23 protein-coding genes, 1 tRNA gene, 1 pseudogene and 1 other annotated feature are annotated in these 26,525 nt (G+C 41.6%); of the genes and pseudogenes, 7 read left to right on the top strand and 18 right to left on the bottom strand.

Annotated elements, in window-relative coordinates; all coding sequences use genetic code 11:
• A pseudogene (locus tag AC4II3_RS06955) lies at window positions 1–653 on the top strand (serine/threonine protein kinase); the annotation flags it as partial.
• A gap of 128 nt (window positions 654–781) precedes the next feature.
• Window positions 782–1,252, top strand: a complete 471-nt coding sequence (locus AC4II3_RS06950) for a P-loop NTPase family protein (RefSeq protein ID WP_488012796.1) — start codon at window positions 782–784, stop codon at window positions 1,250–1,252.
• A gap of 264 nt (window positions 1,253–1,516) precedes the next feature.
• Here the strand turns inward: AC4II3_RS06950 and AC4II3_RS06945 are convergent, their stop codons facing one another.
• From AC4II3_RS06945 to secE, 8 genes are all read right to left on the bottom strand, one after another.
• On the bottom strand, window positions 1,517–2,497 hold the full coding sequence (locus AC4II3_RS06945) for a pentapeptide repeat-containing protein (RefSeq protein WP_488012798.1): 981 nt from the start codon (window positions 2,495–2,497) through the stop codon (window positions 1,517–1,519).
• Window positions 2,490–3,230, bottom strand: coding sequence for a hypothetical protein (locus tag AC4II3_RS06940; protein ID WP_488012800.1), 741 nt, complete (start codon window positions 3,228–3,230; stop codon window positions 2,490–2,492). The genes AC4II3_RS06945 and AC4II3_RS06940 overlap by 8 nt, the downstream gene beginning before the upstream one ends.
• Window positions 3,231–4,121: 891 nt before the next feature.
• The gene (gene rplL, locus AC4II3_RS06935) at window positions 4,122–4,523 is read right to left on the bottom strand and encodes a 50S ribosomal protein L7/L12 (RefSeq protein ID WP_488012802.1); all 402 of its coding nucleotides are present in this window, start codon (window positions 4,521–4,523) and stop codon (window positions 4,122–4,124) included.
• A gap of 89 nt (window positions 4,524–4,612) precedes the next feature.
• Entirely contained in the window at window positions 4,613–5,179 is a 567-nt protein-coding gene (gene rplJ / locus AC4II3_RS06930; protein WP_488012804.1) for a 50S ribosomal protein L10, read from the bottom strand.
• Between the two features lie 158 nt (window positions 5,180–5,337).
• Window positions 5,338–5,506 (bottom strand) — a sequence feature (ribosomal protein L10 leader region).
• A gap of 46 nt (window positions 5,507–5,552) precedes the next feature.
• Complete coding sequence (gene rplA, locus AC4II3_RS06925; RefSeq protein ID WP_488012806.1) at window positions 5,553–6,269, bottom strand: 50S ribosomal protein L1; 717 nt, start codon at window positions 6,267–6,269, stop codon at window positions 5,553–5,555.
• 132 nt (window positions 6,270–6,401) lie between these two features.
• On the bottom strand, window positions 6,402–6,827 hold the full coding sequence (rplK, locus tag AC4II3_RS06920; protein ID WP_008188895.1) for a 50S ribosomal protein L11: 426 nt from the start codon (window positions 6,825–6,827) through the stop codon (window positions 6,402–6,404).
• 10 nt (window positions 6,828–6,837) lie between these two features.
• Complete coding sequence (nusG, locus tag AC4II3_RS06915) at window positions 6,838–7,455, bottom strand: transcription termination/antitermination protein NusG (RefSeq protein ID WP_488012808.1); 618 nt, start codon at window positions 7,453–7,455, stop codon at window positions 6,838–6,840.
• Window positions 7,455–7,682 carry a preprotein translocase subunit SecE gene (secE, locus tag AC4II3_RS06910; protein WP_070394161.1) on the bottom strand — a complete coding sequence of 76 codons (228 nt, stop codon included), beginning with the start codon at window positions 7,680–7,682 and terminating at the stop codon, window positions 7,455–7,457. The genes nusG and secE overlap by 1 nt, the downstream gene beginning before the upstream one ends.
• 42 nt (window positions 7,683–7,724) lie before the next feature.
• Here secE and AC4II3_RS06905 point away from each other — a divergent pair, with 42 nt between their 5' ends.
• Entirely contained in the window at window positions 7,725–7,913 is a 189-nt protein-coding gene (locus AC4II3_RS06905) for a hypothetical protein (protein ID WP_488012810.1), read from the top strand.
• A gap of 120 nt (window positions 7,914–8,033) precedes the next feature.
• On the opposite strand, the gene AC4II3_RS06900 is transcribed toward AC4II3_RS06905, so the two are convergent.
• From AC4II3_RS06900 to AC4II3_RS06885, 4 genes are all read right to left on the bottom strand, one after another.
• Window positions 8,034–8,106 (bottom strand) — tRNA-Trp (locus AC4II3_RS06900).
• 390 nt (window positions 8,107–8,496) lie between these two features.
• Window positions 8,497–8,859 carry a 50S ribosomal protein L19 gene (gene rplS, locus AC4II3_RS06895; protein ID WP_293075436.1) on the bottom strand — a complete coding sequence of 121 codons (363 nt, stop codon included), beginning with the start codon at window positions 8,857–8,859 and terminating at the stop codon, window positions 8,497–8,499.
• Window positions 8,860–9,013: 154 nt separating this feature from the next.
• On the bottom strand, window positions 9,014–10,147 hold the full coding sequence (locus tag AC4II3_RS06890; RefSeq protein WP_488017234.1) for a zinc metalloprotease: 1,134 nt from the start codon (window positions 10,145–10,147) through the stop codon (window positions 9,014–9,016).
• Between the two features lie 521 nt (window positions 10,148–10,668).
• A complete protein-coding gene (locus AC4II3_RS06885; RefSeq protein ID WP_488009557.1) occupies window positions 10,669–13,242 on the bottom strand; it encodes a phospholipid carrier-dependent glycosyltransferase in 2,574 nt (857 codons plus the stop codon).
• Between the two features lie 146 nt (window positions 13,243–13,388).
• On the opposite strand from AC4II3_RS06885, the gene AC4II3_RS06880 reads away from it, so the two are divergent.
• The 3 genes from AC4II3_RS06880 (at window position 13,389) to AC4II3_RS06870 (ending at window position 19,146) form a co-directional block, all read left to right on the top strand.
• The gene (locus AC4II3_RS06880; RefSeq protein WP_488009555.1) at window positions 13,389–13,679 is read left to right on the top strand and encodes a helix-turn-helix domain-containing protein; all 291 of its coding nucleotides are present in this window, start codon (window positions 13,389–13,391) and stop codon (window positions 13,677–13,679) included.
• Window positions 13,680–14,002: 323 nt separating this feature from the next.
• Window positions 14,003–16,378 (top strand): NACHT domain-containing protein, encoded by a 2,376-nt coding sequence (locus tag AC4II3_RS06875; RefSeq protein ID WP_488009553.1) that lies wholly within the window; start codon window positions 14,003–14,005, stop codon window positions 16,376–16,378.
• On the top strand, window positions 16,378–19,146 hold the full coding sequence (locus tag AC4II3_RS06870) for a hypothetical protein (protein ID WP_488009551.1): 2,769 nt from the start codon (window positions 16,378–16,380) through the stop codon (window positions 19,144–19,146). Before AC4II3_RS06875 ends, AC4II3_RS06870 begins: the two co-directional genes overlap by 1 nt.
• A 50-nt stretch (window positions 19,147–19,196) precedes the next feature.
• Here AC4II3_RS06870 and AC4II3_RS06865 read toward each other — a convergent pair whose 3' ends face one another.
• The 5 genes from AC4II3_RS06865 to AC4II3_RS06845 all read right to left on the bottom strand — a co-directional run bounded on the left by AC4II3_RS06865 (window position 19,197) and on the right by AC4II3_RS06845 (window position 24,414).
• Window positions 19,197–19,682, bottom strand: coding sequence for a GNAT family N-acetyltransferase (locus AC4II3_RS06865; RefSeq protein ID WP_488009549.1), 486 nt, complete (start codon window positions 19,680–19,682; stop codon window positions 19,197–19,199).
• Window positions 19,683–19,717: 35 nt separating this feature from the next.
• Window positions 19,718–21,337 carry a glycosyltransferase family 39 protein gene (locus AC4II3_RS06860; protein WP_488009547.1) on the bottom strand — a complete coding sequence of 540 codons (1,620 nt, stop codon included), beginning with the start codon at window positions 21,335–21,337 and terminating at the stop codon, window positions 19,718–19,720.
• Between the two features lie 3 nt (window positions 21,338–21,340).
• Complete coding sequence (locus tag AC4II3_RS06855; protein ID WP_488009545.1) at window positions 21,341–22,198, bottom strand: AAA family ATPase; 858 nt, start codon at window positions 22,196–22,198, stop codon at window positions 21,341–21,343.
• A 50-nt stretch (window positions 22,199–22,248) separates the two neighbouring features.
• Window positions 22,249–23,418 carry a LeuA family protein gene (locus AC4II3_RS06850; protein WP_488009543.1) on the bottom strand — a complete coding sequence of 390 codons (1,170 nt, stop codon included), beginning with the start codon at window positions 23,416–23,418 and terminating at the stop codon, window positions 22,249–22,251.
• A gap of 330 nt (window positions 23,419–23,748) precedes the next feature.
• Window positions 23,749–24,414 (bottom strand): methyltransferase family protein, encoded by a 666-nt coding sequence (locus AC4II3_RS06845; RefSeq protein ID WP_488009541.1) that lies wholly within the window; start codon window positions 24,412–24,414, stop codon window positions 23,749–23,751.
• A gap of 702 nt (window positions 24,415–25,116) precedes the next feature.
• Here AC4II3_RS06845 and AC4II3_RS06840 point away from each other — a divergent pair.
• On the top strand, window positions 25,117–25,851 hold the full coding sequence (locus AC4II3_RS06840) for a hypothetical protein (protein WP_488009539.1): 735 nt from the start codon (window positions 25,117–25,119) through the stop codon (window positions 25,849–25,851).
• A gap of 16 nt (window positions 25,852–25,867) precedes the next feature.
• On the opposite strand, the gene AC4II3_RS06835 is transcribed toward AC4II3_RS06840, so the two are convergent.
• Entirely contained in the window at window positions 25,868–26,002 is a 135-nt protein-coding gene (locus AC4II3_RS06835; RefSeq protein WP_488009537.1) for a hypothetical protein, read from the bottom strand.
• Window positions 26,003–26,525: the final 523 nt, after the last annotated feature.

Below are 26,525 nucleotides of genomic sequence, written 5' to 3'. Positions count from 1 at the left end.
AGGTAACTGATCCGGTCACACCATCATCCCCATCACAACCAGAAACTAAGGTAACTGATCCGGTCACACCATCATCCCCATCACAACCAGAAACTAAGGTAACCGATCCGGTAACACCAACATCCCCATCACAACCAGAAACTACTGTAAAACCAGTTCCAGTAACGACACCGAAACCTATCACCGAACCTTCACCCATCGTAGAAAACAAGACCAATAACCCAAATCTTGCTCAGCTCAACGCTATTCCCAAATTTGCCCCAGGAACTCAGCGAAGAGCAGTGGAATATGCTTTAGGCAAGCCCACAAAACAATCAAACGGCATGTGGAAGACTCGCGCTTTTCTTTATAAAAACGTTGTTCCCAATCATGTAGACCTAGGATATTTGTTTGATCGAAGTTCTGGGCGTCTGCGCCAAACGGAAGTTACCTTTTCCCAAGCCGTTGACTTAGAAATCATGTCACAGACCTTAAACAAGCTGCTCAGTAACAACATCTCCACTAACATTAAACAGGGACTGAAAGATGTATATCAGGGCGAGTCTAAGAGCTATGAATTTTCCAGTGGAAATAATAACAACTTGCGGGGTGTGATTCAACGAGACGGTAGCGATCGCATTTACATTGGTGTTTGGGAAGCGGATTTAAAGTAAAAAGCAATCCTAATTCCCTGAGCAAGACTCTAGTGCTCAAAGCTCCCCGGCTCATAGCTGATAGCTAAGGGTTGTTCGCTTAGCGTGCGCGTAGCGTATATGCTTACCTTTTGTCTATTTCCTTTATCATGAGAAAGATACTAATATTCGGCAACTCTGGATCGGGAAAAACTACCTTAGCCTTAAAATTACAGGTTGAGTTAAGCTTACCCATATTAGATCTAGATACTATTACTTGGATACCCGATCTACCAGGAGTAAGACGAGAAGATGCGGAAAGCGAGAGATTATTAATCGACTTTATTCAAAAAAATCCTGGATGGATAATTGAAGGATGCTACGGAAGTTTAATTGAAACAGCCGCCAACTATTCATCAGAGATGATATTTTTGAATCCTGGAGTTGAAAAATGCCTAGAAAACAATCGACTCAGACCATGGGAGCCTCATAAGTACAAGACTCCCAAAGAACAAGAGGCGAATTTTGAATTTTTACAAACCTGGATTAAAGAGTACTATTCACGTGATGATGAATATTCCTTTAAGTGCCATGATAGACTATTCAAAAGGTTTAGCGGTAATAAAAGAGAAATCAATTAATCATGCGAGGCTACGCGATCGCCAAATCCCATTCTCTAATACTAGGATTGTCCAACACCCTTGTTATGATTTTATCACTCCCTCTAATTATGTATTAACTAATTATTCTCAGGAGGAGACAGTAGACAGAATTGCTCAAGTCATTATAAGAATCCAGAATTTATGGGCAGCCCTCCATCTTTACTGCCTACTCCTGCGAAATCTAGGACAAAAGTACCTCACCGAATTGATTAATTCGATAACTGGTCAATAGTTGGGTTTAACTCAAGCACTTGTCCGACATCCTTTGATTAGAAAATCGAATTTTTGTTGTGTAGCATAACGAGTCAAATCAGCCGGATTATTAAGATTTTTAGAGCTGCCATAGTAGTTAGGTGATTGCTGAATTTGTAAAGCTTTATTTTTATAAGATTTGCCTAGTAATCTATCAGCTAAAAGAATAGAAATAGCTTTGTAAAAACGTGAGGCAAAATCTGTATCTTGGTGTAGTTTTTCCTGCAACTTATGCCGACAAATTGACCACACTACTGAGTCATTTATAGCTGTAACAGTAGCGGAAGGTAAACTTCGTTTTAAAAAAGACATTTCCCCCACTACTTCACCTCCCGATAATTCAGCAATATCTCTGCCCTCAACTGAAACTGTAAACTGTCCGTCCAACACTATATACAGTGCATCAATCTCTTTCCCTTCTTCGATAAGTGTAGTATTAGCAATAATTTCTTTCTTGCTTCCTGTAGCAATCATCCACTCCACATCCTTAGCACTCAATTCTTCTATCATTAAAAGGGTTTTTTTGATACCCTGCTTCCAGAGCACTTCTACATTATGTAATTTTTCTGTAGGAAGCAATAATTCCTCAGAATCATCAAAAAAAATTGCCCCTTGAGCCTTGAGAGCAGATATAATCTCCTCAGTAAGCCCTAAATTATTACCAAATTGAGCTTTGTATAAAATAGCATTACTAAAGTCAGCACCGGTTATATTAGCATTTCTAAGATCAGCACCGCTCAGATTGGCATTCCTAAAAATCGTTCCCCTTAAATCAGCATTATTCAGATTAACGTTTTCTAAGTTAACCCCGCTTAAGTCAACTCTAGCCAAGTCTTCATAAAGATTTAGATCAGCTATCTTCGCCAGTTTAGAAAAATTAGTAGTGTTAGCGCCTTCAACACTTTTGATTAATTCTTCCAACTCCTGGTTAAATTTTTCGTTATTCACCGGTTTAGATTGTTCGTTAGTCATAATTTAGTACCACTTTACTTAAATAAGGTTTTAATTGGTGCTCTAGAATCAGTAAGGCAATCTTTCTATCTAAGACTACACGTTCTTCCCGACTAATTTCGGGAGACCACAACCCTTCAGCTCCAGTCAGATGAACATCTGGCATAGAAACTTCAAAGGTAGCTTCTATGTAGCAAGGCTTTGCTATTACATCTATTGTTCCCAGCTCGACTTCTTTAAGTAATCCTTTAAACACGGGTTGACCGGTTTTTACTTCAAAAACCCAAGCTGGAGTTTCCTCTGACCCCTTCGTTGTGATCTGATAATCAATGAACTGAAACCCATCTGTTGTCCCTCCTGTATTTTTTTCACGATGGTTAGCTTTAACGCCAGGTTTATTCTTATCCCAAGAAGCCTCGACTTGGCTGTGATTTTCCTTACTCTCTTGCTGCTTCCTCTCTTTATCAACAGCAGGCTCAAATGAGCCACTTAACTTACGAGCTGCCAAAGGGATTTTGCCATTTTTTAGCGTTAGCCTGAGTTCTCCACCTTTGAGTCCGAACCTAACTCGACCCAATAGCGTCTGCACCCACTGTTCATTAAATTGAATAGTCAGGTATATCTTCAATTGCTCTCTCTCGCGAGATGAAAAAATGCCTGTCGAGACTGGCTCGACTTTAAGCTCCATCGTCAGACAGTCTGGAAATTTATTTTCCTCTTGTAGGATAAGCGGTGTCGATTTTAGTTGTGACATGCTAAATTAGGATACAGAGGTTCACAGTTTACTGGCAAAGCCACCCTAATACTTATAGGCAAACGAGTGAATCGTTTCGTTGGCAAAGAATTGCTTATAGGTTACTGATGACAGCGACCTCTGCTCGAATTGTTTGAGCAGAAATGCAGGTAGAATGTAGTTAAACGTGAAACACACCACAAAATTTAGAGCTCATCTCACGTTTAGCGTAAAACACCGATACAGCTTTACTGAAGTGATCTGAAGTGATATATTATCTTAAGTCCGGTTAATCACTTATAAAATAGTCTCTAAATTGTTGGGTAAGCGTAATCGGTAATGGGTAATCCTCAACTACCAATTACCAATTCCAAATCACCAATTCCAAATCACCAATTCCAAATTACCTGATTTTGGATATGATAATTAGTCAATCAGAGATGATATTATATGTCTTGGCTGATATATTTTATTACCCAGAGATGCGCTACCCTGAGCTTATAATCCTGAGCTTATAATCAGATGCTTTGCCCTGAAATGATAAACTAAAAGACTTGGCTGACTAATCTTATAATTTTCACTAATAATCAGTATTATCGATATAGTTATATAAAGGTGTGATATAAATCACATCAACCGGTGAAGTTAATTACTTCATGGGGTGACTGGATTCACTGACTCGATTCGGTGACCGGATGGAGTTATTGAAATCAGCGTCTTCTCAAGCCCTAGGCGGGATTCCCCGCCAAAAAAAAAGGAGCCGATTGCGTCGGCTCCCAAAAAATTGAGGTTGATTCAACTGAGCTCAAGTGCCGTGAATCACTTAGCAAATAGTCCCTAATCGTAAACTAGCAATTACCAATTACCCGATAAGGGATATGATGATTAGTCAACCAGACATGATAGTAGATGTTACTTGACGCTAACTTTAGCACCAGCCTCTTCCAGTTGCTTCTTAGCGTCCTCAGCAGCATCTTTAGCAATGGCCTCTTTAATCGCTTTAGGAGCAGATTCCACCAACTCTTTGGCTTCTTTGAGACCCAAACCAGTGATTGTACGCACCACCTTAAGTACAGCAATCTTCTTATCAGAGGGGAACTCTTCTAGAACCACATCAAATTCAGTTTTCTCCTCCTCTGGCTCAGCCTCAGCAGCTGGAGCACCAGGCATAGCACCAGGCATCATCATCATACCGCCAGCAGGAGCAGCAGCGCTGACACCAAAAGCGTCTTCGATCTGCTTAACCAGCTCAGACGCTTCTAGTAGAGTCAGTGATTTTAATTTTTCCAGAATTTCATCAGTTGTAGCAGACATTGATATAACTCCTTTTAGGTGAATTGTTTAATTTGTTGAGTGTTGTACTTGAGAGTTGTACAAATCTCAGAAAGGGGGAAAACCGAGTACTAGCTGTCGCCTTCTTCCTTGGCAGCAATACCTTGGATGCATCGACCCAAAGAAGCTGGCACCTCGTTAATACTACGACCCAAGGAGGCTGGTACCTCATTAATCCCGACAGCAAGTTTGGTAGCGATAGAATTAATCGCTCCAGCAACTTGCGCGATCAGTTCCTCCTTAGAAGGCAAGTCGGCAATTGCCTTAACTTGCTCTTCATTCAAGGCTTGACCTTGCATCACGCCGCCGCGAAATTCAGTCTTCTTGGCGGTTTTCTTAAACTCCTGGTAGGCTCTGATGGCACTACCAACATCGTCTTTGACCAGGAGAAAGGCTGAAGTACCACTGAGGAATTCCGTCATTGGCCGCCAGTTTTCGTCTTCTTCCACCGCAAGCCGCATGAAGGTGTTTTTGGTCACCTTGCAAATGGTGCCAGTGGGACGCAGACGATTCCGTAAATCGGTAATTTCAGCAACCGACAGCCCCTGGTAATCAATAACTACAGCCAGCTGAGACTCACTCAAGGTTTGCTTGAGCTCCGCCACAATTGTCTTTTTTTCGTCAAGTGTTCTACCCATTTTGTTAAGTGTTAATTGGTTAATTGTTAATTGAAAATAAATAAAAATAAATAAAAATAAATATTATTTATTTTCAATTGACTCTCAACCAAGAATAATAAGTATTGAACGGTCGGTCGCGTAGCGTGTGCGTAGCACATAGATCTGACGGATAACAAATAACCAAACTAAAACCCCGGAGGCTTGGCCGGGGTTAAGGGTGGTATCATTACCGCGTTCGCACTCACTGTAGGATCAGTGCCTGGGCAGATGATACATAGTACTTTAACCTCGGCAGGATATTAAGCTAGTTACTCCTGCTGTCTTCAGCGCAAGCCTTCTTCAATTGTCTAGTTGGTTTTGTCGAATTGTCCGGTAATTTATAATCTCCGTTTTACGCAGCACCCTCAAGCTTGAGTTCACGCAGAATAGCGATATCCACTTCAATCGATGGACCCATGCTGGCAGACACAAATAAAGTGCGCCAATAGCGACCTTTCGCGCCAGATGGACGATGGCGGTCGATAGTTTCCTGCAAAGCTTTGAGATTCACCAGTAAGTCTTCGGGGCTAAAGGATGCCTTACCAAACATAACATGAACAATGCCAGTACGGTCAGCCCTAAATTCTAGTTTACCAGCTTTGAATTCTTGGATTGCCTGAGCTATGTCATTAGTAACTGTACCACCTTTAGGAGAAGGCATCAAGCCCCGTGGTCCGAGGAGACGACCCAATCTGGCTACTTTGGGCATCATGTCCGGCGTAGCAATTAGCCGGTCAAAATCCATCATCCCGTTTTGAATTTCTGCAATTAACTCCTCAGAACCGGCAATGTCTGCCCCTGCATTAGTAGCTTCCGAGACTTTTTCACCCCGAGCAATCACTGCTACTCGTATCGTCTGACCTGTTCCCTTCGGTAAAGCTACTGTAGTGCGCAGTTGCTGGTCAGTATACTTTGGGTCAATTCCTAAGCGAATATGGGCTTCAGCCGATTCCGCAAATTTAGCCGTGGCTGTTTCTTTGAGGAGTTTGAGAGCTTCTATGGGTTCATAAGGTCGCTCTTCAACCTTCTTTTTTAGTTCTTGTAATCGACGCGATGGTTTCTTGGGCATCTGTATCTCCTGGGGTACTTAGCGAAGTAAAACTCCTCCCCCTCTATAGTTTACGTTAATACATTGGAGTTGAAAGTTGAAAGTTGCAGGTTACAGCGTCAATTCATCCTTCACTCTTTCTATGCATCCTTACTAATCGGTTATGGCTACACCCATGTTTCTAGCTGTGCCTTCCACAATTTTCATTGCCGCTTCTATATCATTAGCATTGAGGTCAGGCATTTTAGTTTGGGCTATTTCTTGCAGCTGGGACCGAGTAAGGCTGCCAGCTTTAGTACGGTTGGGTTGTGCTGAACCTTTCTCAATGCCAGCAGCTTTCTTGATCAGTACAGATGCTGGTGGAGTTTTGAGGATAAAGGTAAAGCTTCTATCCTCAAACACGGATATTTCCACTGGTATCACCATACCAGCTTGATCAGCAGTTTTGGCATTGTACTCTTTACAGAATGCCATAATATTTACCCCGTGCTGACCGAGTGCTGGTCCGACGGGGGGAGCTGGGTTAGCTTTCCCAGCTGGGAGCGCTAACTTAATCAATGCAACAACTTTTTTAGCCATGATCTAGGGTCTAGCTTGTTTTTTCAATCTGATTGAACTCCAATTCTACTGGTGTATCCCGCCCAAAGATCGAGAGTAAGGCTTTGAGTTTGCTCCTTTCGGGGCTAACTTCAATCACTTCCCCTTCAAATTCTTTAAACGGACCAGATAGCACCACGATTTTGTCCCCTACTGCCATATCTACTTTGACAATCGGCTCTTGCTCTTCGGTTTGCTTGAAGATCCGCTCTACTTCACCATAGCTGAGGGGTACGGGTTTAACATGTCCCCTGCCACGCCCGTAGCGGCGTTTTTGTTCTGCCCCAACAAAATTAATCACATTTGGTGTGTTTTTGACAACTTGCCAAGCTTCATCATCCATCACCATCTGGACTAACACATAGCCAGGGAAAACTTTTTCTTCGCTGTGTTGCCGAGAACCATCCTTACGGATTTTCACCGTAGGTGTTTGGGGAATCTGGACTTTCAAAATCCGGTCCCCTACATCCATGGTTTGGATACGCTGTTCCAAGTTCGTCTTAACCCGTTTTTCACAGCCAGAAGCAACCTGAACTGCGTACCAACGTGGACTTGCAGGTTTTGATACCTCTTGATCGAAATCTTGGGATTCGTCTGCAGCAAAACTCATCAAAATACCTGTCCTGATGCCCAGGAAAATAAACCATCTACCAAGTAAATTATGGTGGCAGACAGAATAACCATCAACAATACCGCTGCTGATTCACTAATTAACTGTTGCCGAGAAGGCCAAACGACTTTAGCGAGTTCTTCTTTGGTTTCGTTGAAGAAATTACCTAGGTTAAACCCAGATTCAGTTTCTTTAGTCTCTGGTTCAGCTTTTGTTTTCTTTGCCACAACTTCTCGTTTCCCCCATCAACGCATTAATATCGGTCTACCATGGTCGGTGCTGAGTGCTATGTGCGCACCGTGCTGAGTCAATCCAGCCAGGGATTAGATGACACAAGTCGGCTTTACTGGCCTCAATTTCCTGTTCCTTGCGTCGGGAATAGTCTAGCTGGTAGGCTTGAAGCACAACAATCCACTAGTCCTGATGGTTTAGTCAAACCCTCCTACTCAGCCCCCTGAACTGAAGGAATCCCACTGGATTTGCTCAGCTAAACCCTGGCATCCCAAAGGTGCGACCCGCAGCGAATCCAATCCGCCTAGGAAAAGCGCACCTAACTTTTGTATTATACCAATTTTGAGCGCGCCCTGGAGGACTCGAACCCCCGACATCAGGTTTTGGAGACCTGCGTTCTACCAACTGAACTAAGGACGCAGATGGAGTAGAGAGGTAGAGGTTAACCGATACTTTTTAGCTACCAAAGTCTACCAAGATAGACCAAGGCTCGCCAATGCAAGATGCAATAGCATCCAGGGGGTATCTCCCAAAGCTCTGACGGAATATCCCGCGAGCGCCATAAAAATGTCAACAAAGTTGGTTACACCGGGATAGAGAGCGCAACTATTAAACCCTTGGTTTTCGGCTTTAATTTAAGTTACATAATAATCCCTGTCGGTGTTACCCTAATTTAAGTCTAACAAATAATAATAGTTTTTGGTAGACTCTGCAACATTTTCTTGTGCTGTTTACTAACCTCTCGCTTGATCTAGTATACCCTAATTTTGGCATTTACACCAACCAACTTGATGCTAGGCCAGAAAAAGGTTATAAACTACGGTCAAAGCGTTGTTTGATGCGAGTAGCCTTACCAACGCGATCGCGTAAATAGTATAGCTTAGCTCGACGCACCTTGCCTCGACGGACTATTTTTATATTAGCAATTTTTGGAGAATGGAGTAGAAAAACCCGTTCCACACCAACCCCTTGGAAAATCCGGCGTACTGTAATCGTTTCATTAATGCCACCATTGCGCATGGCAATCACAGTGCCTTCATAGGGTTGAACCCGTTCCTTATTACCTTCTTTAATCCGTACCCCTACGCGGACGGTGTCACCGACGTAGATGGTAGGGAGCTTTTCCTTTAGTTGTTCCGCTTCAAGGGAGCGAATGATTTCTTGAGCATTCATGGTTTTTGCTTATGCCTAAAAGCACCAGTTTCTGATTATATCCGAAAGAAAGCCTTGAAGTCTAGATTTTTTTTGAGAAAAGGTAGGACTTCAGCACCACTACCTGTGTCTGTGTCTGTCTATTTGGTGTAAATAGCTGATCTGATAGCTGTATCTACTCTCTGTTGCTTGCTTTTTTGCCTTGAGTACTCAAACCTGTACCTACAAGACCAAGGGCTAGTAAACCCAATGTAGCAGTAGATTCATTAACACTAGCCTCAGAGGGGCTAGCCTCAGACAACACTGGATACAGGAACTGCCGACCAGCGTAGTCATCATTAACCAATGGGCTAAGGTTGGTGACTGGGTTGCCTGGAGCTATGCCTAGTCCCCGGGATTCCATCAGAATATCTACGCCTGGGGTGTCAACACCCGGATCCTGATCTGGAACTGTAAACAATGAAAATGGCGAAGCGGCTGGATTGAGGGGATCGATTAGTTGGGCGATCGGGTTGCTCAATGTGGCTAGAGCTGTGGCGCTAGTACTGCCATCATAGTTGTCGTCGATAAATCTATTAGGACTGATGTCTCCCTCAATATCCCCTAATCCAATGGCATGACCGATCTCGTGGGTCAACAATCGCCTGAAAAAGTCGAGGGTATATACTGTTCCGGCATTATTGTTGAAGGTGATATCTGCTCCGATAATGGCGCTTGAACCTGTGTAATTTTCCGTTCCAGAAGTGAGAGTTACGGTATCGTTGATGTAATAGAAAAACGATTCACCTTGGGGTGAAGTATTTCCAGGATTCCAGAAAATTGCATCTGTCGATGCCAACAGGTCAATTTCGGCACCATATCGGTTAACGCCTCCTCTACCGGTACCTACTACTGGTGTCTCTAAATCTGCTACAAATGACAAATCAGTACCTAAGCCAGAAACCGGGTCAACTACAGTCCAGGCGTTGAAAGCAGCTTCAATGGCATTTTGAAACTCATTGACACTAGGAAGAATATCCCAGGTGAATAAATCGCGGAAAGCTTCATAGGAACCGCCCTGTAGTGAGTATCGCAATCCGCCGTCCAAGGAACGATCTTGTCCTTGGATAGTCCTTGGAGCTGCATCCCATCGGGAGCCACCTCCGAGTGTGCTACCAGACCGGTTAAAAATTACAAAAGCGTCAGAGCGTGCTGGGTTAGCAACTTCCATGGCGGTGAAACTCAAAACAGACCCTAGAATAGCTAGTGATAGGTTTTGGGTCAGTTTGAGTAAATCAATAGGTTGTTTGTTTTTGAAGTTTGTTTTCATAAGATTGTTTATTTTAATACATTAAAATATATGGACAGGTTAGTTTGATAACTATCAAATAACTTCTTTTCTATAATTTTTTACTACTTTTAAGTAAATTATTAATAACCCTGAATTCAATTACCTCAATAAAAATACTGAAACTTTTAAAATAAATCTAGTAAATTTTATTGCAAAATATTAAGCGGTCGGGATGGGTAATTGGTTATGAGTAACGGTAAATATGCAAAGAACAATAAAGACTAAAAAACTTAGTCCTATTGAGCCATTGATTCACAATTTATTCACAATGAAATAATATTAGGGGTAAGCATTCAGCAGTCAGCAGTCAGCAGTCAGCCGTTGGCCTTTGGCCACGCTACGCGAACAGCCGTCAGCCGTCAGCCATTCCCATAGGGAATGGCTTATTTTATTCAAAAGCAGCTATCAGTAGCTTTGAGCCTGTGGCCAAGCTACTGATAGCTGATAGCTGATAGCTGATAGCTGTTCGCGCAGCGTGCGCATAGCGCATATGCTTACAATTAGCGTTCGCTTTCAAGTTCTAATCCCTGAATAACACTCCAAGCTTTGAACACATTACCTTGCATCAAGGCAGCTATACCAGATAGGCCTTGTAGTTCGGGAATAGTCGGGTTGATTTTAAGGGCAGGTTTTAGGGCATTTTCTCCATCTTTTCCATCCCAATCATAGAGATAGACGAAGGCAAGATAAGCGTGAGCATAGGGATTTTGGGGGTCAAGTTGGGTGACTCGCTTTAATGCTGCGATCGCACCTTCTACATCTTGCTGCAATACCCTACTCAAGGCCAGAGCATAGGCCAAGTCTAGGTTATTCGGTTCCAATTCCAGCCGATAGCTTAAGGCTAAATCTGCTTGTTCTAAGTAGTCCTGAATCGGATCGTACTGGTTAATGCGGGCAGTTTCTTCAAAAACCGGTTCTAGGGCATTGAGTCCTTTAGGTAAATTAGTGGATAATATCCGCATTTGGGTGATTAAATCTAGTTCTGGTGCAGGTATGGGGGTAGCTGCTGGATCAATGGTCAAGGTAACCGTTGGTACTTGTATCGGATAGGTTTCGCGAGTTTGTCGATTGAGGTAAGTTGCTTTTAGGGTGTAGCTTCCACCTGGGATATCTGCTGGGGGAAACATCGCCATCCGTTCAATGACTTGAAATTGGGAATTGGCAGGTGGTAATTGGGAAGAGTGTAGTTCTCCCATGGCAATACCATGGTCGTGTAACCATCCGTGGGTTATTCGCCTTTGGGGTTCCCGTAGGGTAGGTTGCCAGGTTAGGATAACGATGCCAGATTGTAATTGCTCCCAAGAACCAGTCCACTGATAAGTTACTGGTACAGGTACTCCAGCAGGAGATGTTTCTGGTACGGTGACTTGGTCTAATTTAACTCTGGAACTTGAAGTAGTGGGTTTTATGGATGATTGGTCACCCACAGGCTTTATCGATAATGGTTTTACGGCTATTGGTGGCTGCCGCTTGTGATACAGTTTCAGTTGGCTAGCATCGGGTAACTCCCAAGTCTGGTGTAGCTCAAACTCTGACCCTTGCTCAACTGCCTGAACAATAGCTGCTTGGGATTCTGGGATTGACCCTTGGGCACCAGTTTTAGTGAGGAACCAAGAAAGCGATCGCATATCCTGTTTCACTTGTTTGGCTTGGGTTCCCACTTGACGCCCGTATACTTGGAAATTGGCTAATGCACCATAGTAATTGAAGTTGTGTTGGTTAATGTCTGGGGTTGACGGTAATACTCCTAAGTTAGAGCGCAAGTAAGGTTGAATTTTGATGATTTCAGCAATTACCTTCCGATGAGGCCATGGCTGTCCTAAGTAGGGCAAATGTTGTACACGGGGACTAAGTAATTGAGTCAATCCCCTACCTCCTAATGGAAATAGATTCAACATCATCAGTACAGTTGCTAGCCCTACCGTGCTCCAACGCATCGGTTTACCCCAACGATTAGTCCAGCAGGTTAAGCCATAAGCCAGAAACAGTGATAGCACTGGAACTAATGGCAAGATATAGCGAGCATCTTTATTAATATTCAATGAACACAATAGATAACCACCCACTATGAAGACCCCTAGCCAGGTTAGTGACCAGATGGGGGGATGGGGGGATGGCAGATTGTTCGCTTTTGCGATAGAAGATTGCTTGAGCCAATACTTGAGCCCATAAATTAACAGTCCTACTATCGGTATTAACAATAGTGGCCAAGAGATCAGGTAAGGTAAGATTTTCCAGTAGTAAACCCAAGCATCAAGGGTATTGAGGGCTGGGTCTCCTTCTGCGATCGCGGAATCTATGGTTGCTCGCTTCCCAGAGGTCAATATCAACAACCAATTAATCCGGTACCATGGACCAAATAGCAAAACTGATACCAGCAAACCGCTGATTAACTGAGCTAACCTTTGCCATTGCCTCTGCCACAGAACCCTTACCCCAGCCCAAGCGATTGGCACGAATAGAAAAAATATGGCGGTTTGCTTAACTAGCAACGCTAATCCTAAACAAACCCCAAACCCCAACCCCCACAACCATCCTTGTCTTACTGTGCTTCGGGATAAGGGTGTCTTGGCCTTTCCCAAACTCCACCACACTGTTAGGGACCAAAAACACAAACTGACTACTGTGGTTAATGGATAATCCAGCAAAAATTCTAAACGGTAGCGATATAGTCCTGGTAACAACATGACTAAACCAGCAGCCCATAACCCTACCTGGCGGTTAAATAATACCAGCCCTAATCCATAAACTGAAGCAATTAACACTCCACTACATAAAACTAGCGCTATCGTAGCTAGCTCTGGTCCGGTTCCAAACAGCTGCTGAACCATTGCGGCAATAATATAAGTCAATGGCGGGACTTTTGACGAAATTGCCCAAAAACTGCTCCACCACTCCCCAGAGAACCACTGAGGATGCTGCAACGCCTGCCAGTAATTCAACGAACCGGTCAAATAATCCGCCTGGTCCCAAGCTGGGACAGAGTGATCTAGGGCAAACCAAATGCGATCGCAAAATCCACTCCCTAGCCAAATTAGTCCTAGAATTACTGGATCTCTAAAGCGTCTTTTCATAGTGGTGAGTGCTAGGTGCTCAGATCAATTAGCTACAACAATCTTACCTGTAGTGATTGAGTAAATTGATATTGAACGGGCAATCTTGATAAAGGGTTTAATTTAACAAAACCCAGATGTTCATACCTATGTAGAGGAGGAAGAAAATGACTAAGACTTCTGATGCGATTAAAATTCTTAACAAGAAGACTCGTACCGACCCCGAGATGGAGGAAATGATAGCAGAAGCTTCTCTTAATGCAGAGGTGGCACAGTTGATTTATGAAGCCAGAACAAAAGCGGGGTTAACCCAGAAAGAGCTTGCAGAACTTGTGGGTACAAAGCAGCCTGTGATTGCACGACTGGAAGATGCTGATTATGAAGGACACTCCCTTTCTATGTTGCACAAAATCGCTCGCGCTCTCAATCAGCGGGTAGTGATTCATCTGACTCCGTAGAGATCGATAGTGTGGCTTCTTGTAGTACTTGATGGGGAAGTAGTAGTTGAGAAACTGCGCTCAAAACTGAGTCATGCTCGATACCAGTAAGCAAGCTATTAAAAGGTAACGGTATTTTATGAGAACGGTGAGCATCCAATTAAGCTGTTCAGCATTTAGATTGGGATACCTAAATTGCTATAATGTAACAGGGAACAGGGGATTTGAGAACGGGTAAAAACCAATTTAAATGGGCATCAGGTTATGTGGATCGCGGCTTAACCCCACGATGAAGCTATTTTATAAATCAGAAATGCCCGTGAGTAGGGCTCTTGAATATCACCATGACAAAAGTTGCAAGCCCTATCTCAACCGGAGGTGCTGGAAGTGATTACGAAAACCAAGTTGGTGCTTACTACCTAGCAGCATTGCTACTGCAAGCAGTTCCTCGCGGTCAAGACGCAGGAGTAACGCGAGAAGTACGTTTTCAGCGTCTCTATGAGGGAGAGCCGCTAGATGACCTGATTATTGTTTCAGAGCTTCCAGGCGGTGAGGCTAAGCTTGCTCTCCAAATTAAACGAGATTTAACTTTTGGGGAAAAAGATAAAACCTTTGATGAAGTAATCCAAGCTTGTTGGAAGACTTTAAAATCTACGAATTTTCAGGTTGGTATCGATCGCTTTGGGATTGGAATCGGGCTGTATTCAAAAAATATTGATGAATATTATCAAAGCGTTCTTACTTGGGCGCGTACCAGTAAGGATGCAGATGACTTCTTAAATAGAATCAACCAACACCGTTTGACTAATCAGAAGCAGCGTAGCTTTGTTAAACTAATTTGCTGCAAATTAAATAACTACTCGGACAGTACTGTAACCAATGATGAAATATGGAACTTTCTGCGCTCGATGGTTATTCTGTATTTCGACTTTCAACGAGATGGTTCCCGTGACTATAGCTATAGTGTTGAGATTTTGAGCCATCTACTAAATTCTGATAAAAAACCTGAAGCCCCGCAACTTTTCACGGAACTTGTTAATTTGGCTGCTGAGGCTAATCGAACTGCTGGCAGCTTTAACGCAGATATTTTGATAAAGAGGTTGCAGGCTAAATTTTCCTTGCTTTCATCCGTTGATTGTCGTTCTGACCTTGAGAAATTACGACAAGAATCAAGTTTCGCGCTAAATGACATCCGGGTTGATATTGGGGGTTTAAGACTTAGCCGAACCGATCTAATTGTTAATGCCCTAGAAAAGCTTTCAGAAGCGTCCCTAATTGAGATAGTCGGTTCATCTGGGGTTGGTAAATCAGCCCTATTGAAGACTCTTGTTGAGCATCAACGAGGTGAAGGGCCAGTCCTAGTTATCTCAGGAGATCGGATCAGTGGAGTAGGTTGGAGTAGTTATGCCAGTACTCTGCAACTTAGGCAACCACTGAATAAACTTCTCGTAGCATTGAGCGCCAGTTCTCGACCTACTATTTTCATTGATGGGGTTGATCGGATTGTTGAGAGAGGTAAACGTGCTGTTGTGAATGATTTACTTCACACGTTAGTGGAGGTTCCACTCAGTGAAGATGGTTCTCGGCATTGGACAGTTGTTTTCTCCGCACGGGAGGAAAATCTTCAGGAAGTCTATAGATGGTTGAATTGGCACGCATTAGGAAAGCCAACAAGGTTGCAAGTACCGGAATTAACCCGAGAGGAACTTCAAAGTGTTGTCGAATATAGTCCTCGACTTAAACCACTGTTATCTGTGAATCAACTTTCACCGATTCTCAAGAATCCTTTGATGTTGAGGCTTCTGGAAGACCCACGTATGCTTCCAAACCCAGAAGACCTACCACCTGTTGCTACAGAGATTGAAATTAGCAAAGTTTGGTGGGACAGACTGGTTGGTAATGAAGGTTCCGTCCCCGGTCGTGATAGAAAAAGTTCCCTTTTGAAATTGGGGAGACAGGTTGTTAAATCTCCTGGCAAGCATTTTACTGTTGAAGAAACTGTTACTCCAGAGTCAATTATTTCTCTCACGGCAGATGGAATCATTGTACAAGACCCCGATCGGGAAGTGTATCGCTTTAGTCATGATTTGCTAGAAGATTGGGTGATGTATCGCTTGTTGGATCAGCGTCGTGAGGACTTATCTGCTTATCTTCAAGAACTAGATGAACCGTTGGGCTTGTACAGAGCTGTTCAATTGCTTGGGTTAACTTTGCTAGAAAACTATAAGACAGCAGATGCTTGGATACAACTGATAGAGCAAGTTGAGCAAGCTTCGGAACTTTCTCCTAGATGGCGACAAGCATTACTAACTGTACCATTAGTAACGCCTCGTGCTAATGAATTGCTAGACAAAGCCGAGTCATTCCTAATTGCCGATGATGCTAAACGACTGATCGAGTTAATGGTTGCATTGCGAACTGTAGAAGTTATCCCAAACTTTTCACTAATACCTCTGTCTGAACAAAAAAAACAAGAAGTTGCTAATCAGCTTATGCCACTTTTGATGAGCGATCCAATCCCAAGATGGTCAGTGTGGCAACCTTTCATGGGTTGGTTACTGAAGCGTATTAACAATTTATCTGTTGCCATTCGCCCAGAAGCTGCCAGATTAATGGAGACATGGCAGACGAAAACACCAGCAATGGCAATTTATAAAAGAGAGATTGGTGAGATAGCGATCGCATGGCTTAAGGAAACGGAAGTAAAGAGAGGTTGGTAATGTCAAGATATGACCAAGACAAATACGAGAACCGCTTACACAGAATTGTGCTGCACTCAGCAGATTTTCTGCCAGAGAAAGTTGGAAGTTATCTCAGTGAACTTGCTAAGTCTGGGAATTACGACACGAAAAAGGATGTAATTTCTAAAATTCAAGACTTCAAGCCTCTTGTCGATTCAATTCCAATAGAATTTGTCGATTTTGTACTCAGTGTGCTTATCCAAAAGCCAATCAATCCAGAAAATCACCCTCGTATTCCTACAATAATAACTAGCTCACTAGAAGATATAAAATTTGGTATAAACGACAATTTAATTTTTAGTCCACCTGCACCTGTCCAAGGACCCTTCTTATATCTCTTACTTAATAATGAGGATGAAGGACTGCGCCTAGTCCATGCTCTAGCCAATACTGCATCTGAAAAATGGCGTGAGTACGAACAGCGAAAAAAACTTAACTCACCCCCATTGACTCCTCTACCAGTCACTATTCACTTACCCTCTGGTTCTCGTGAATTCTGGGGTGATCCTCAAGTTTATTGCTGGTTTCGAGGAACAACTGTTGGTCCATATTCAGTCAGTTCTGCCTTGATGGCATTAGAAGAGTGGATGGAAAGACAGATTGAATCAGGTAGAGATGTTGAAGCTCTTTTTGAAAAAATATTGAGTGGGAGCAATTCTGTTGCTGTGCTAGGTATTTGCTTAAGTATGGCACTTGCTTATCCAGAAAAGTGTCTCAAGGCAGCTTTGCCTATTGTTAGTAGCCCGATGATTTGGAACATGGATATTTATCGCTATGTATTAGATCTATCAGGCACTTTTCGTTTTGACCCTTTAGAAAAAAATAAACTGATATATGACTTCCTTGAAGAACGGGATAAAAGACCTCAAAGATCAAGGGATATTAGAAATATTGCTGTAATGTATATGCTGTCAGGCGATAACCATATTAGAAGTTTATTTCAGCAAGCAACTAAGGATTTCGATAAAAATCTTCCTTTTTTTACCAAAGGAGATCAAGAAGATCCTAAAATGATTGCTTATTTAAAGGAAGATGTAAAAAAATTTCAGATATACGGCGATATTAAAAACTATAAACAACGCCAATCTGGCAATTACGTAGAGATTATTGTAGAACCCCCTGAAGAAATTCAACAACGTAATGAGGAGCTTCTTGCCCTTAACCTTGAATGGGAACGTTTGCTTGGCGTATACCTATGGGCGAAACAAACCATTACAGATGGTAGACCAAAAGAGCGGATGACTTTAGAAGAGGCTGTTGCAGCAGCCAAGGAATTACAGACATCCGAAGACTTTACTGAAACGGATAAAGAAGATATCCGTGATCATACTCGTCTTCAGGCAATAGTAGGTGTTGCAGCAGCAATTCTCATTGCAGATTTTGAGTGGGTAAGAACACAGAATCATTTGGAATGGTGTCGTGCTATTCTACTTGCGGCTGCTCGTATGGCTGAAGCATCTATGTATGCTATATCAAGGTCTAGCGTGAAAGTTTATGCTGGGCGAGGTTTAGCCTTACTAGCTACTCATGGTGTAGTAGATATTGAAGTAAGGCAACAGATTTTCCAGTTAATAAGTGAGTCACTGAAACGCTTTTCCCATGGGGAAGAAGTGCTAAAAGCAGCATTTGGTAGTCTACAAAATGCATGGACTATCGATCCGGTATTATGTTGGAATGCATTGAGCCTTTGTCTCTCGCTATCTGTAATTCCTGGGAAACTTTACTATGGAACTCCTGTTGGGCAATTTGGAAGCAGCTATGAAGAGCTAGAAACTTGGCAAGACAATGTTATTCAGAATCACTTGGAGTATTTAGCAAAAGAGGAAATTCCTCAGCTTCCTAGAATTCCCACAGCAAGAAACATTGCTTTTCTTCACGAACAGGCTCAGTATGCGCTTTATGCTTTGCCACTTACAGAACTATGTCGAGACTCTGACACTAAAGAGAAATTGCTCCAGCTTTGGGACGATTTAGTAGCTCGAACAATTGTAGACAACTTGCCAGTGGAGGGTAAAGCCTATTCCCAGTCTCATAAGCCCTATAGCTGGAATCCTTTTATCTTTAATTGGGCAGCATGTTTGACAAAATCGCTCAGTGTTGAGGAGACTCGTCACCACATTTTGACACCTTTGCGAGACAATTGGTCTCAGGTTCGAGAACTGACGGCTGATCTTCTCGATGGATATATCAGCCATCATATTGCTTACGTCGAAGGCCCAACTGCACAAGCTTTAGAAATTTGGAAAGAAATTTGTAACTGGGTACTGGATAGTCCAGAAATTGCTAGAAAAGTCAGTTGTGATTACCTTGATCGTGAGACTCGGGCAGTTTTACAGCTGATCGTCTTTATCAAACATGGTAGTTCCCGCATTAAGGATGACTGGCAGCACGCCCACCTTTTTATTGATATTTTTGACAAGTGGGTTAGGGTAGCTGGTCATAATCCTTACACCTATAGCCATCTTCTTACAATGCTCAATGGTATTGGCTGGCAGTTTGCACCACAACCAACACTCAAATGGTTGAATCGATGTGCAAGTAATGCTATCCATAACCTTTGGAATGAAAAGCGTGGGAATGGAAAACGCACAGCCGAATTATTAGACCGTATTTGGAACAACTTTGAGCGGCAAATTCTTAGAGATAAGGAAATCCTACAGCATTATTCTAATCTGGTGTATCAATTGGTAGAAGCTGGTATTCCCCTTGCGAGTGTACTTCGACAGAAGCTAGAGGGGCGGGGATAGATGCATTAAACCACCTATATAAATAGGTAATGAAGGAGTAGTAAACCCTTTTATTTAAAGTTTTGTTGGTTGATGCAACATTTATGATAAACTGTATATGATTTTAACTGCTTCACCATCTTCACATGAACAATACCAGCCTCCTCAAAAGACTCTCCCATTACTTCAAAACCTAACTTTTCATAAAGTCCTTTCACATACTCTTGAGCATGAACTACCACTACCTTAATTCCAGCTTGCTCAGCTAACTCTAATGCTTTAATCATCAACTGTTGCCCAATGCCCTTACCTCTAGCATCAGATAAGACAGCTAACCGTTCTATTTTAGCTGTTTTATCATCTAGATATCTCACCCTACTTGTGCCTACCGGCTGATTATTGCAATAGGCTAATAAATGCTTAGCTATTTCATCCTTACCATCAAACTCTAAATCCGGTGCTACCCCTTGTTCAATCTGAAAAACCTGCACCCTGATTAACTTAATTTCTGATAATCGTTCAGTATATCCAACAACGTTAATAGTCAAATCATCCATTTACCTATTCCAATTATTAACTGCTAACCATTTAATCATTCAAGCCTTAACTTTCCGAGGGGCTTTACCGTCGAATCATCAAACCACTCTATCTTAGTACTATACTTTTCCTCAAGTCCCTGTTGCAAATGTTCAGAGGGATAAAATAGAAACACATCACTAAACCCTTGAGGAATATCGGGAATAGTAGGGGGAATTACTAACTGAAATTTTACTTGATTATTTAATAAATAACTAAGAGAAATCACATCCCCAGGATTCACTGAAGAAACATTGCTAATTACCAGAGGTCGCTCAGCTTGATTAATTATCCTAGCGATGGTAGGATTGTGAGCCCCAACTTGCTTGTTCCACCAGATTTCTGTTTGAGAACTAATAGCACAAGAGATAACTCCCCCTGTAAGCAGCACAGCTACTATTCCTTTCCAGACCTTCTGTGTTATTAAATTAGCCTTGATTAAATTAGCCCTTGATAGATACCCAGTTATATACATACTAATTACATAAGCAACAGCCAACTGCACTCCGATATAACAAGGTAGGAAATACCGACTACTTACTGAACGTCGTCCTCCCCAAATTAAGTCTGGTAAGATTAAGCCTAATCCAGTAATCATGATTAACGTTAAAACCAGTAACCAAACTCGCTGGGTAGTATAACGACAGATAAAATAAATTGCATATCCCACAAAACTAACTAAAATTGGTGGAATTATATAGGTAAATGGATGCTCCAGTGGTATTCCAAAATCAAAAAATATCAAACTAAGGTTTATCCCCCAGATTTTAACCAAAAATGATAAAGGGACTTGAAGTGTTGTCCAATGGGTTTTATGCTGAATGATAGCTAAGTTACTAACGACCACAACTAACCAAGGGGAAAAGGCTATGAACCCTGCACCAGATGCTATCAAATAAGCATAAATAATTTTATTAAAGCGAAACCGTTGTATAATAAAGACATAAATTCCATGTCCAATGGCAACAAATATAGAAAAGAGAAATGTGTAAAGACTAAGTGCCAAGGTGACAGCATAGATTACCCATGACCAGATGTAGCTTGTTACTTTTATACTATCCTTAGTTTTGCGGATAGCTCGCAACAGAGACGCACAAGATAAGATAATAGTCAATGTCCATAGACTATATTCCCGTGCTTCTTGAGCGTAGAGTACATGAAAGGGAGATACCGCTAAAAGTGCCACCGCTACCCATGCCACTAAAGGGGATTTAAATAATTCTAAGCACAGCCAATAGATAGCTGGAAAAACCAGCAGGCTAAATAGAACAGATAAACCCCTAGGATTATTGACAGCAGCACCAAGTAGCTGCCGCCAAAACCGCGCCATTAAATAATAGAGGGGTGGATGTTCTGGGTTTGTAGTTAAGGCATTAATAGTATCCCCTAAATCTTTTTTAGGATTAGGATGCTGATACTTTTGTAAGTCTTCAACACCAATCACCCGACCATCAAAAACTTCCTTAATTACTTCATCTCCGGTGTAGCCAGAACTCCGAATTGAGGTATAAACTTCATCGTGCCAGTAGATTTTATGGTTTAGATTGAAGCAGCGGAAGAAGATTCCTAGCAGTAAAAGGACGATAATCAAAAATCGCCATCTTAGGGAAAAACACTGCTTAGATGGTTTCGTCATATCTTAAGACGAGAGAAAACACTGAACCTCTTGTGCAATCAAGTGAGGAGCATAGCTAGTTGTATTAATGAACAGAGTTCGACTTGGGGCTAAATCTTCTAAAATGGATCTAGTTTCGTATGGATTATAGTTGCATTTTTCTGCAACTATAATCTTTAAGCAATCTCGTAAGTCATGTATGGAAAAGTAACCTTTATTCACTTTGGCTAGGATCTCTTGTGTTTCTTCATGGGAAAAAAGATTGGTATCCTCTGGTATCCCTAATTCAGCAAAACTACTAATTTTATTTTCATTGTAATTATAGTTTATTGGGCTAGATTGCGCAATGCGATCAAACAAATCCCTACGAGTTAACAGGCGTTCCAATCGGACATAGTTAGGAGCTTCCAAAACTAAAAACTGAGCTTTTGGTAGAATTTTGATTGCGTATTTTACTTCCTGCTTTCCTCGCAAACCATCAAAAAGTAGTGGAAAGCAAAGTTGAGACGGATTAATCTGTAATTTGCTCAAAATATGGACTATTCCCTCAGGAAAAAGTTGCTTATAGCGACGGGTATAGGAGAAGCGTGTAACACGGCAGGTAATATCATCTTCTTTTTCTGCTCCATCGATCTGCATGACCGTCGGAATAATAAATTTATCAGTTAAAGTACGACGATTAGGAAACAGCGTAAAGTTTAGCTCTGTATCGGATAAAGCATTGATAAGTGTACTTTTCCCGACTCCCGTCAACCCAACTAAAATAAACAAGGGCTGTTCAACAAGCGGCAGCCAGCCATCAACCGCTGATAATCCGTATCTAATCCCAGAGCTCAACTCTATAGACTCTATAGACTCAGTTTGTTTTTGGTTTAACGGCATTATTAGTAAACTGTTCTAGACCTAAGCATTCTTCACTCAAAGTGAGAATATTATTCACAATTATCAAAAGCCAAACATTGATTAACTATGTGGGGCAATTCGTTGTCAATATCAATACCAGTCCCTCGTTTAGCCAGCACTTTAACCTCATTGAGAATGCAATTCATGAAAAGCCTATTATTGGTAAATCCCTCTTGATCAATTTGTTCCAGAGCTAACTCAACTGAAGCTCTGCCCGATTGCATTCCTAAAGCTAAGTTATTTTTGTTTGTCAAACTAGCAATATCTAAACTTTGGTAAAGCATCGGATCTTTAGCAATTGCTTTGACGTGAACCCCAGCATAGTGAGTGAACGCATTTTTTCCCATAATGGGTAAAATAGGCGGAATTGAAATATGGGAATATTCACTCACAATATGGTATATCTCCTTAAGATAGTTAAACTCCCAAGGCAATTCTGATTCAACCATCTCGCCCAAATTGACCAACAATGTTGCTAAATCAACAATACCAGCACGTTCTCCTAACCCCATCACAGTTACATCGATAATGTCTGCTCCAGCCTGGTAAGCATCAAGAGCATTAGCCAGTGCTAAACCTCTATCATTGTGACAATGAACAGCAATTTTAGGATATAGCTGTTGTCCAGCTAGTTTTTCCTTCAAAGTTTTGACAAAATACGAGTAACTGCGATCGTTCTTAAATGGAGTAGCATATCCTGTTGTGTCTGCGATGCTAATAATATCTGCGCCTGCTTGTACCGCAGCGCTTGCTACTTCAATAACTTGTTCGATTGAGGTACGTGTGGTATCTTCTGGTGTATAGCGAATTAATAGGTTTGGGTTTTGTGCTTTGGCATAGCCAATAACTTCCACCACTTGCTCAATGGCATTTTCGATTGTAATTTGGTAGTCACGCTCTAAACGGTGATTGGCAACACTCAGGAATATACCCAAAAAATCGATTTTACAATCTAATGCTTTTTGAACATGATCGATGCGACAAAGAGAGTGAGCACCAATCTTAGCATTCAATCCCGCATTAGAAACCAAGGCTACAGCTTCACAAATTTCAGGACCAACAGCAGGATTTCCTACTTCAATAATATCAATACCAATTCGATCTAAAAGTTGAGCAATTAATAACTTGGTTTCAGGGGAAAAATAAACACCAGGAGTTTGTTCTCCTTCTCTTAGGGTAGAGTCAAGAATCTGCAACATTACGTGACAAAATCTCCTTTTCTGGTAATTAACTAAGCTTACTCAAAACTTGCTTCCAGGCTTGAGGGCATCATAGAATTAAATGCAGTCGTTTTCAATATGAGCATGGAAAATCAGTTTACCACTACTGGAGTCAGTCATTTTCCAAGATGTGTCAGGCAGTCAGCCTACTCCCTACTCCCGCTCAACCCAGGGCTTTGTACTTCACCGAATTGATAAATGCTATAATCCTCTTCTGTCATTTTGGGACAATCGAAGGAATTTGCGTCATTTCAGCCTACGAAAAATCAAGGTTTGACACCAGTTTGACAGAAGAGGGATAATTTGTGACTACCTAGTTTTTTGTGCCAAATCTGGATCGTTTGGATGGGAAGTAGTAGCTAAAAATAGCTGTGGTAGTAGTAGTCCAGAATTAGCTTTGTAGTCAGCAAACTCTGGATAGCGGGAGAGAGACTTATCTTTTTTGAGCATATTGGGAATAAAGATACCTGCGATAAAAGCTGCCAAAATCACAAAGGGTAGCCAGTGCTGAGCTAGCATGACAAAACCAGAGTAGATCAGGATTTCTCCCAAGTAGTTTGTGTTTCGACAGCGGGCAAAGAATCCTTCTGTGATTAATCCACGACGATACTTGAGAGTATAGTATTTCTGGGCATCACTGGCATAGTGGAGAAAAACTCCCATGACATTAATGGAAATGGCAGCAGCTACGAGGGGTAAGGGAGGCTCAGAACCACTGCTGATCAGAATAAAGGGAGCAACCCAGTAGAGCATTAGTATTCCGAAGCCAAGAATTCCCATGCCAATCGGCATTTCTTCCTCCCACTGCTTGTCTGGATAGATACGGTCTTTGAGTAGCCACATCACCCCATAGGTACCATGAAGGGCTAGGTAAACCCATGGGCCAAGGGTGAAATTCTGGTAGAAAACCATTAATCCCAGCACTACTAGAGCGGTAAGTCCTTTGTGGAGATTGATGACGTGCTTGATTTTCATAGGTAGGGTGTCTGATCGATTAAAGGCTTGCTAAGTGACTACCGTAATTCTACGGAAATTTGTGATCGTTTTTCCAGAATTAACGGCTCTATCAATTGAAATTAGTGTTCAGGAGTAAGTGAGTAACTACCTGGATATAAATTATATTAACTGTAGTAACTTTTTTAAAGTTACTCCATTCTTTGCTGTTCAAAGTTTCCAGTTCACTATTTTATAATTCCCATAATCAACGTTAATTGAATACGACCACTTATCTTAAAGGCAATACCACTACCGTAATTCTACGTAAACGGGTCATAACGTTCATAAATACTAACGGATAGCTTAAGTAACAAAAAACTTTATTGCGTATTAAGATATACTTGATTTTATCAGAAAATTTACTTAAAATAATTCGCTTATTTATCAGTATTTTGTCTTAAAAATACTCTAATTGATAGAATGCTGATTTATGATGAACTAGAAGGTTTACATTTGAGTTGTGAACAAAAAACCTCTTTAAACAGTAGTTTGAGATAGTTTTTCGTTCACGAATCATTTAAAAACGCTATAGCAGTTATCCATCGGGTGAGGTACTTTACTCCTTAGTTTTAGGGAGCAGGGAGTAGGGAGCAGGGAGCAAGGAATCAAATTTAAATGTACCTCACGCTTACTAGGAAAAGCTACATCCGGTTTAATCAAGGAAAGCAATTTAAAAATCTTATGTTTATCATTGATCAAGAAGCAGCGACTCAAAAGATTGAGTGGCTGGATAACTCTACAATTATTTTCCAAAATAAACTATTCAGTAGAGGTTTTGATATTTTTCCAAATGCTTATCCAAAAGCATTTAAGTTTTGTTTATGTAAAATATATGATGAATCTCCGCCTATGTATTTGATTTTAGAACATCCCCATTATCTGACCATTTGGATTGAGCAAGAAGAGGTAAGTGTAACCGACGATGTTTTTACTTCACCAATAAAGAGTGATCAACCTAAATCTACTGATTCTTTATTACTAAAAGCACCTAGATATAAAGCGGAAACTCCTAGACATCTTGATGGTGAAGAATCTAGAAATCATAACCAGTTTCCTACGGCAGTTTTACCGGATTCACTCCCGAAAGATGTTTCAGCTTCCGAAGCTTCGATAGTTACTGAAAACCTCGGATACTGGTACAATCGGAAAAAATCTGATTCCCAGGCAACTTCAAAAGTACCTACCGGTAATCTCAATCAGCAGCAAGAAATTCCGGAATCTGAGTTTCAAGTGCATCCTAGGTGTCAGGAAATTACTGAGCAATCTCTTGAAGGGCTGTCTAAAAAGAAATATCGAGGAATTTCTTACCAGAAGCAAGATGTCTTGATCCAGCTACCGGAATCGGAGTTATCTTCCAATTCTCAGGAATTGGATCAAAAAGAGTCTAAAAAAACCTATCGAGGGGTTCCTTACTAAGTTTGATTCTAGAAAATCAGATGGTTGAGGGACTTTCGTCCTGGGTTGCGCGGGAGTAGGGAGTAGGGAGCGTGGGATCCACCCCTAACCCCTCCCAAGAGGCACCGGCTTTAGCCAAGAGGGAGAAGAGATCCTCAGTTTTATTGTGCATTAAAGACCGTACAGGTTTACATCTCAAATACAACCCTATATCATGATTGGATAGCCAATTACCAAGACATAAATCTAGGGATTTCTGGGAGGGGAGACAAGGAAGATTGGGTTAATTGTCAAACTAGCTACATTTTATGGTTTACAATTAAACTTATTTGTGTTATATTAAAATATTTTATTTACTCCAACCTAACTACTTTGTCTTGACCCACATAGCCCTGAAACCGTTAATTTACTGGGCAAGACTCCAGCTTGATGCCCAAAATCTCAGTATTAATGACATAAATTTTCAGTAGATTGGGTCAAAGATGTAGCCAAATATGCGACGCAATTGGCTACATTTTTCCGTTGACACTTCGAGAGCCAAATTGCCACAATCTCACCAAATATTTTCATATAATAGATCAAATAGGGGGTAAACTACCCAAATGTTAATCATTGATCAAGAAAAGAGTAATCAAGCGATGCAGCGCGGTCTTGGGGGTTCCCACGGGGCTTACAAGGTGCGGACGCAGGTTCCG

The organism is Moorena sp. (assembly GCF_982860115.1).
This window is presented reverse-complemented; position numbering and strand designations above follow the sequence as displayed.

What these genes read in the sequence shown, in the direction of transcription:
- AC4II3_RS06885 (WP_488009557.1), bottom strand. Translation starts at nt 13,242, where the DNA reads ATGAAAAGACGCTTTAGAGATCCAGTAATTCTAGGACTAATTTGGCTA.
- AC4II3_RS06840 (WP_488009539.1), top strand. Translation starts at nt 25,117, where the DNA reads ATGTTTATCATTGATCAAGAAGCAGCGACTCAAAAGATTGAGTGGCTG.
- AC4II3_RS06890 (WP_488017234.1), bottom strand. Translation starts at nt 10,147, where the DNA reads ATGAAAACAAACTTCAAAAACAAACAACCTATTGATTTACTCAAACTG.
- AC4II3_RS06860 (WP_488009547.1), bottom strand. Translation starts at nt 21,337, where the DNA reads ATGACGAAACCATCTAAGCAGTGTTTTTCCCTAAGATGGCGATTTTTG.
- AC4II3_RS06945 (WP_488012798.1), bottom strand. Translation starts at nt 2,497, where the DNA reads ATGACTAACGAACAATCTAAACCGGTGAATAACGAAAAATTTAACCAG.
- AC4II3_RS06855 (WP_488009545.1), bottom strand. Translation starts at nt 22,198, where the DNA reads ATGCCGTTAAACCAAAAACAAACTGAGTCTATAGAGTCTATAGAGTTG.
- AC4II3_RS06865 (WP_488009549.1), bottom strand. Translation starts at nt 19,682, where the DNA reads ATGGATGATTTGACTATTAACGTTGTTGGATATACTGAACGATTATCA.
- rplK (WP_008188895.1), bottom strand. Translation starts at nt 6,827, where the DNA reads ATGGCTAAAAAAGTTGTTGCATTGATTAAGTTAGCGCTCCCAGCTGGG.
- nusG (WP_488012808.1), bottom strand. Translation starts at nt 7,455, where the DNA reads ATGAGTTTTGCTGCAGACGAATCCCAAGATTTCGATCAAGAGGTATCA.
- AC4II3_RS06875 (WP_488009553.1), top strand. Translation starts at nt 14,003, where the DNA reads ATGACAAAAGTTGCAAGCCCTATCTCAACCGGAGGTGCTGGAAGTGAT.
- rplJ (WP_488012804.1), bottom strand. Translation starts at nt 5,179, where the DNA reads ATGGGTAGAACACTTGACGAAAAAAAGACAATTGTGGCGGAGCTCAAG.
- AC4II3_RS06880 (WP_488009555.1), top strand. Translation starts at nt 13,389, where the DNA reads ATGACTAAGACTTCTGATGCGATTAAAATTCTTAACAAGAAGACTCGT.
- AC4II3_RS06835 (WP_488009537.1), bottom strand. Translation starts at nt 26,002, where the DNA reads ATGCACAATAAAACTGAGGATCTCTTCTCCCTCTTGGCTAAAGCCGGT.
- rplS (WP_293075436.1), bottom strand. Translation starts at nt 8,859, where the DNA reads ATGAATGCTCAAGAAATCATTCGCTCCCTTGAAGCGGAACAACTAAAG.
- rplL (WP_488012802.1), bottom strand. Translation starts at nt 4,523, where the DNA reads ATGTCTGCTACAACTGATGAAATTCTGGAAAAATTAAAATCACTGACT.
- AC4II3_RS06950 (WP_488012796.1), top strand. Translation starts at nt 782, where the DNA reads ATGAGAAAGATACTAATATTCGGCAACTCTGGATCGGGAAAAACTACC.
- AC4II3_RS06870 (WP_488009551.1), top strand. Translation starts at nt 16,378, where the DNA reads ATGTCAAGATATGACCAAGACAAATACGAGAACCGCTTACACAGAATT.
- rplA (WP_488012806.1), bottom strand. Translation starts at nt 6,269, where the DNA reads ATGCCCAAGAAACCATCGCGTCGATTACAAGAACTAAAAAAGAAGGTT.
- AC4II3_RS06905 (WP_488012810.1), top strand. Translation starts at nt 7,725, where the DNA reads ATGGTCGGTGCTGAGTGCTATGTGCGCACCGTGCTGAGTCAATCCAGC.
- AC4II3_RS06940 (WP_488012800.1), bottom strand. Translation starts at nt 3,230, where the DNA reads ATGTCACAACTAAAATCGACACCGCTTATCCTACAAGAGGAAAATAAA.
- AC4II3_RS06850 (WP_488009543.1), bottom strand. Translation starts at nt 23,418, where the DNA reads ATGTTGCAGATTCTTGACTCTACCCTAAGAGAAGGAGAACAAACTCCT.
- AC4II3_RS06845 (WP_488009541.1), bottom strand. Translation starts at nt 24,414, where the DNA reads ATGAAAATCAAGCACGTCATCAATCTCCACAAAGGACTTACCGCTCTA.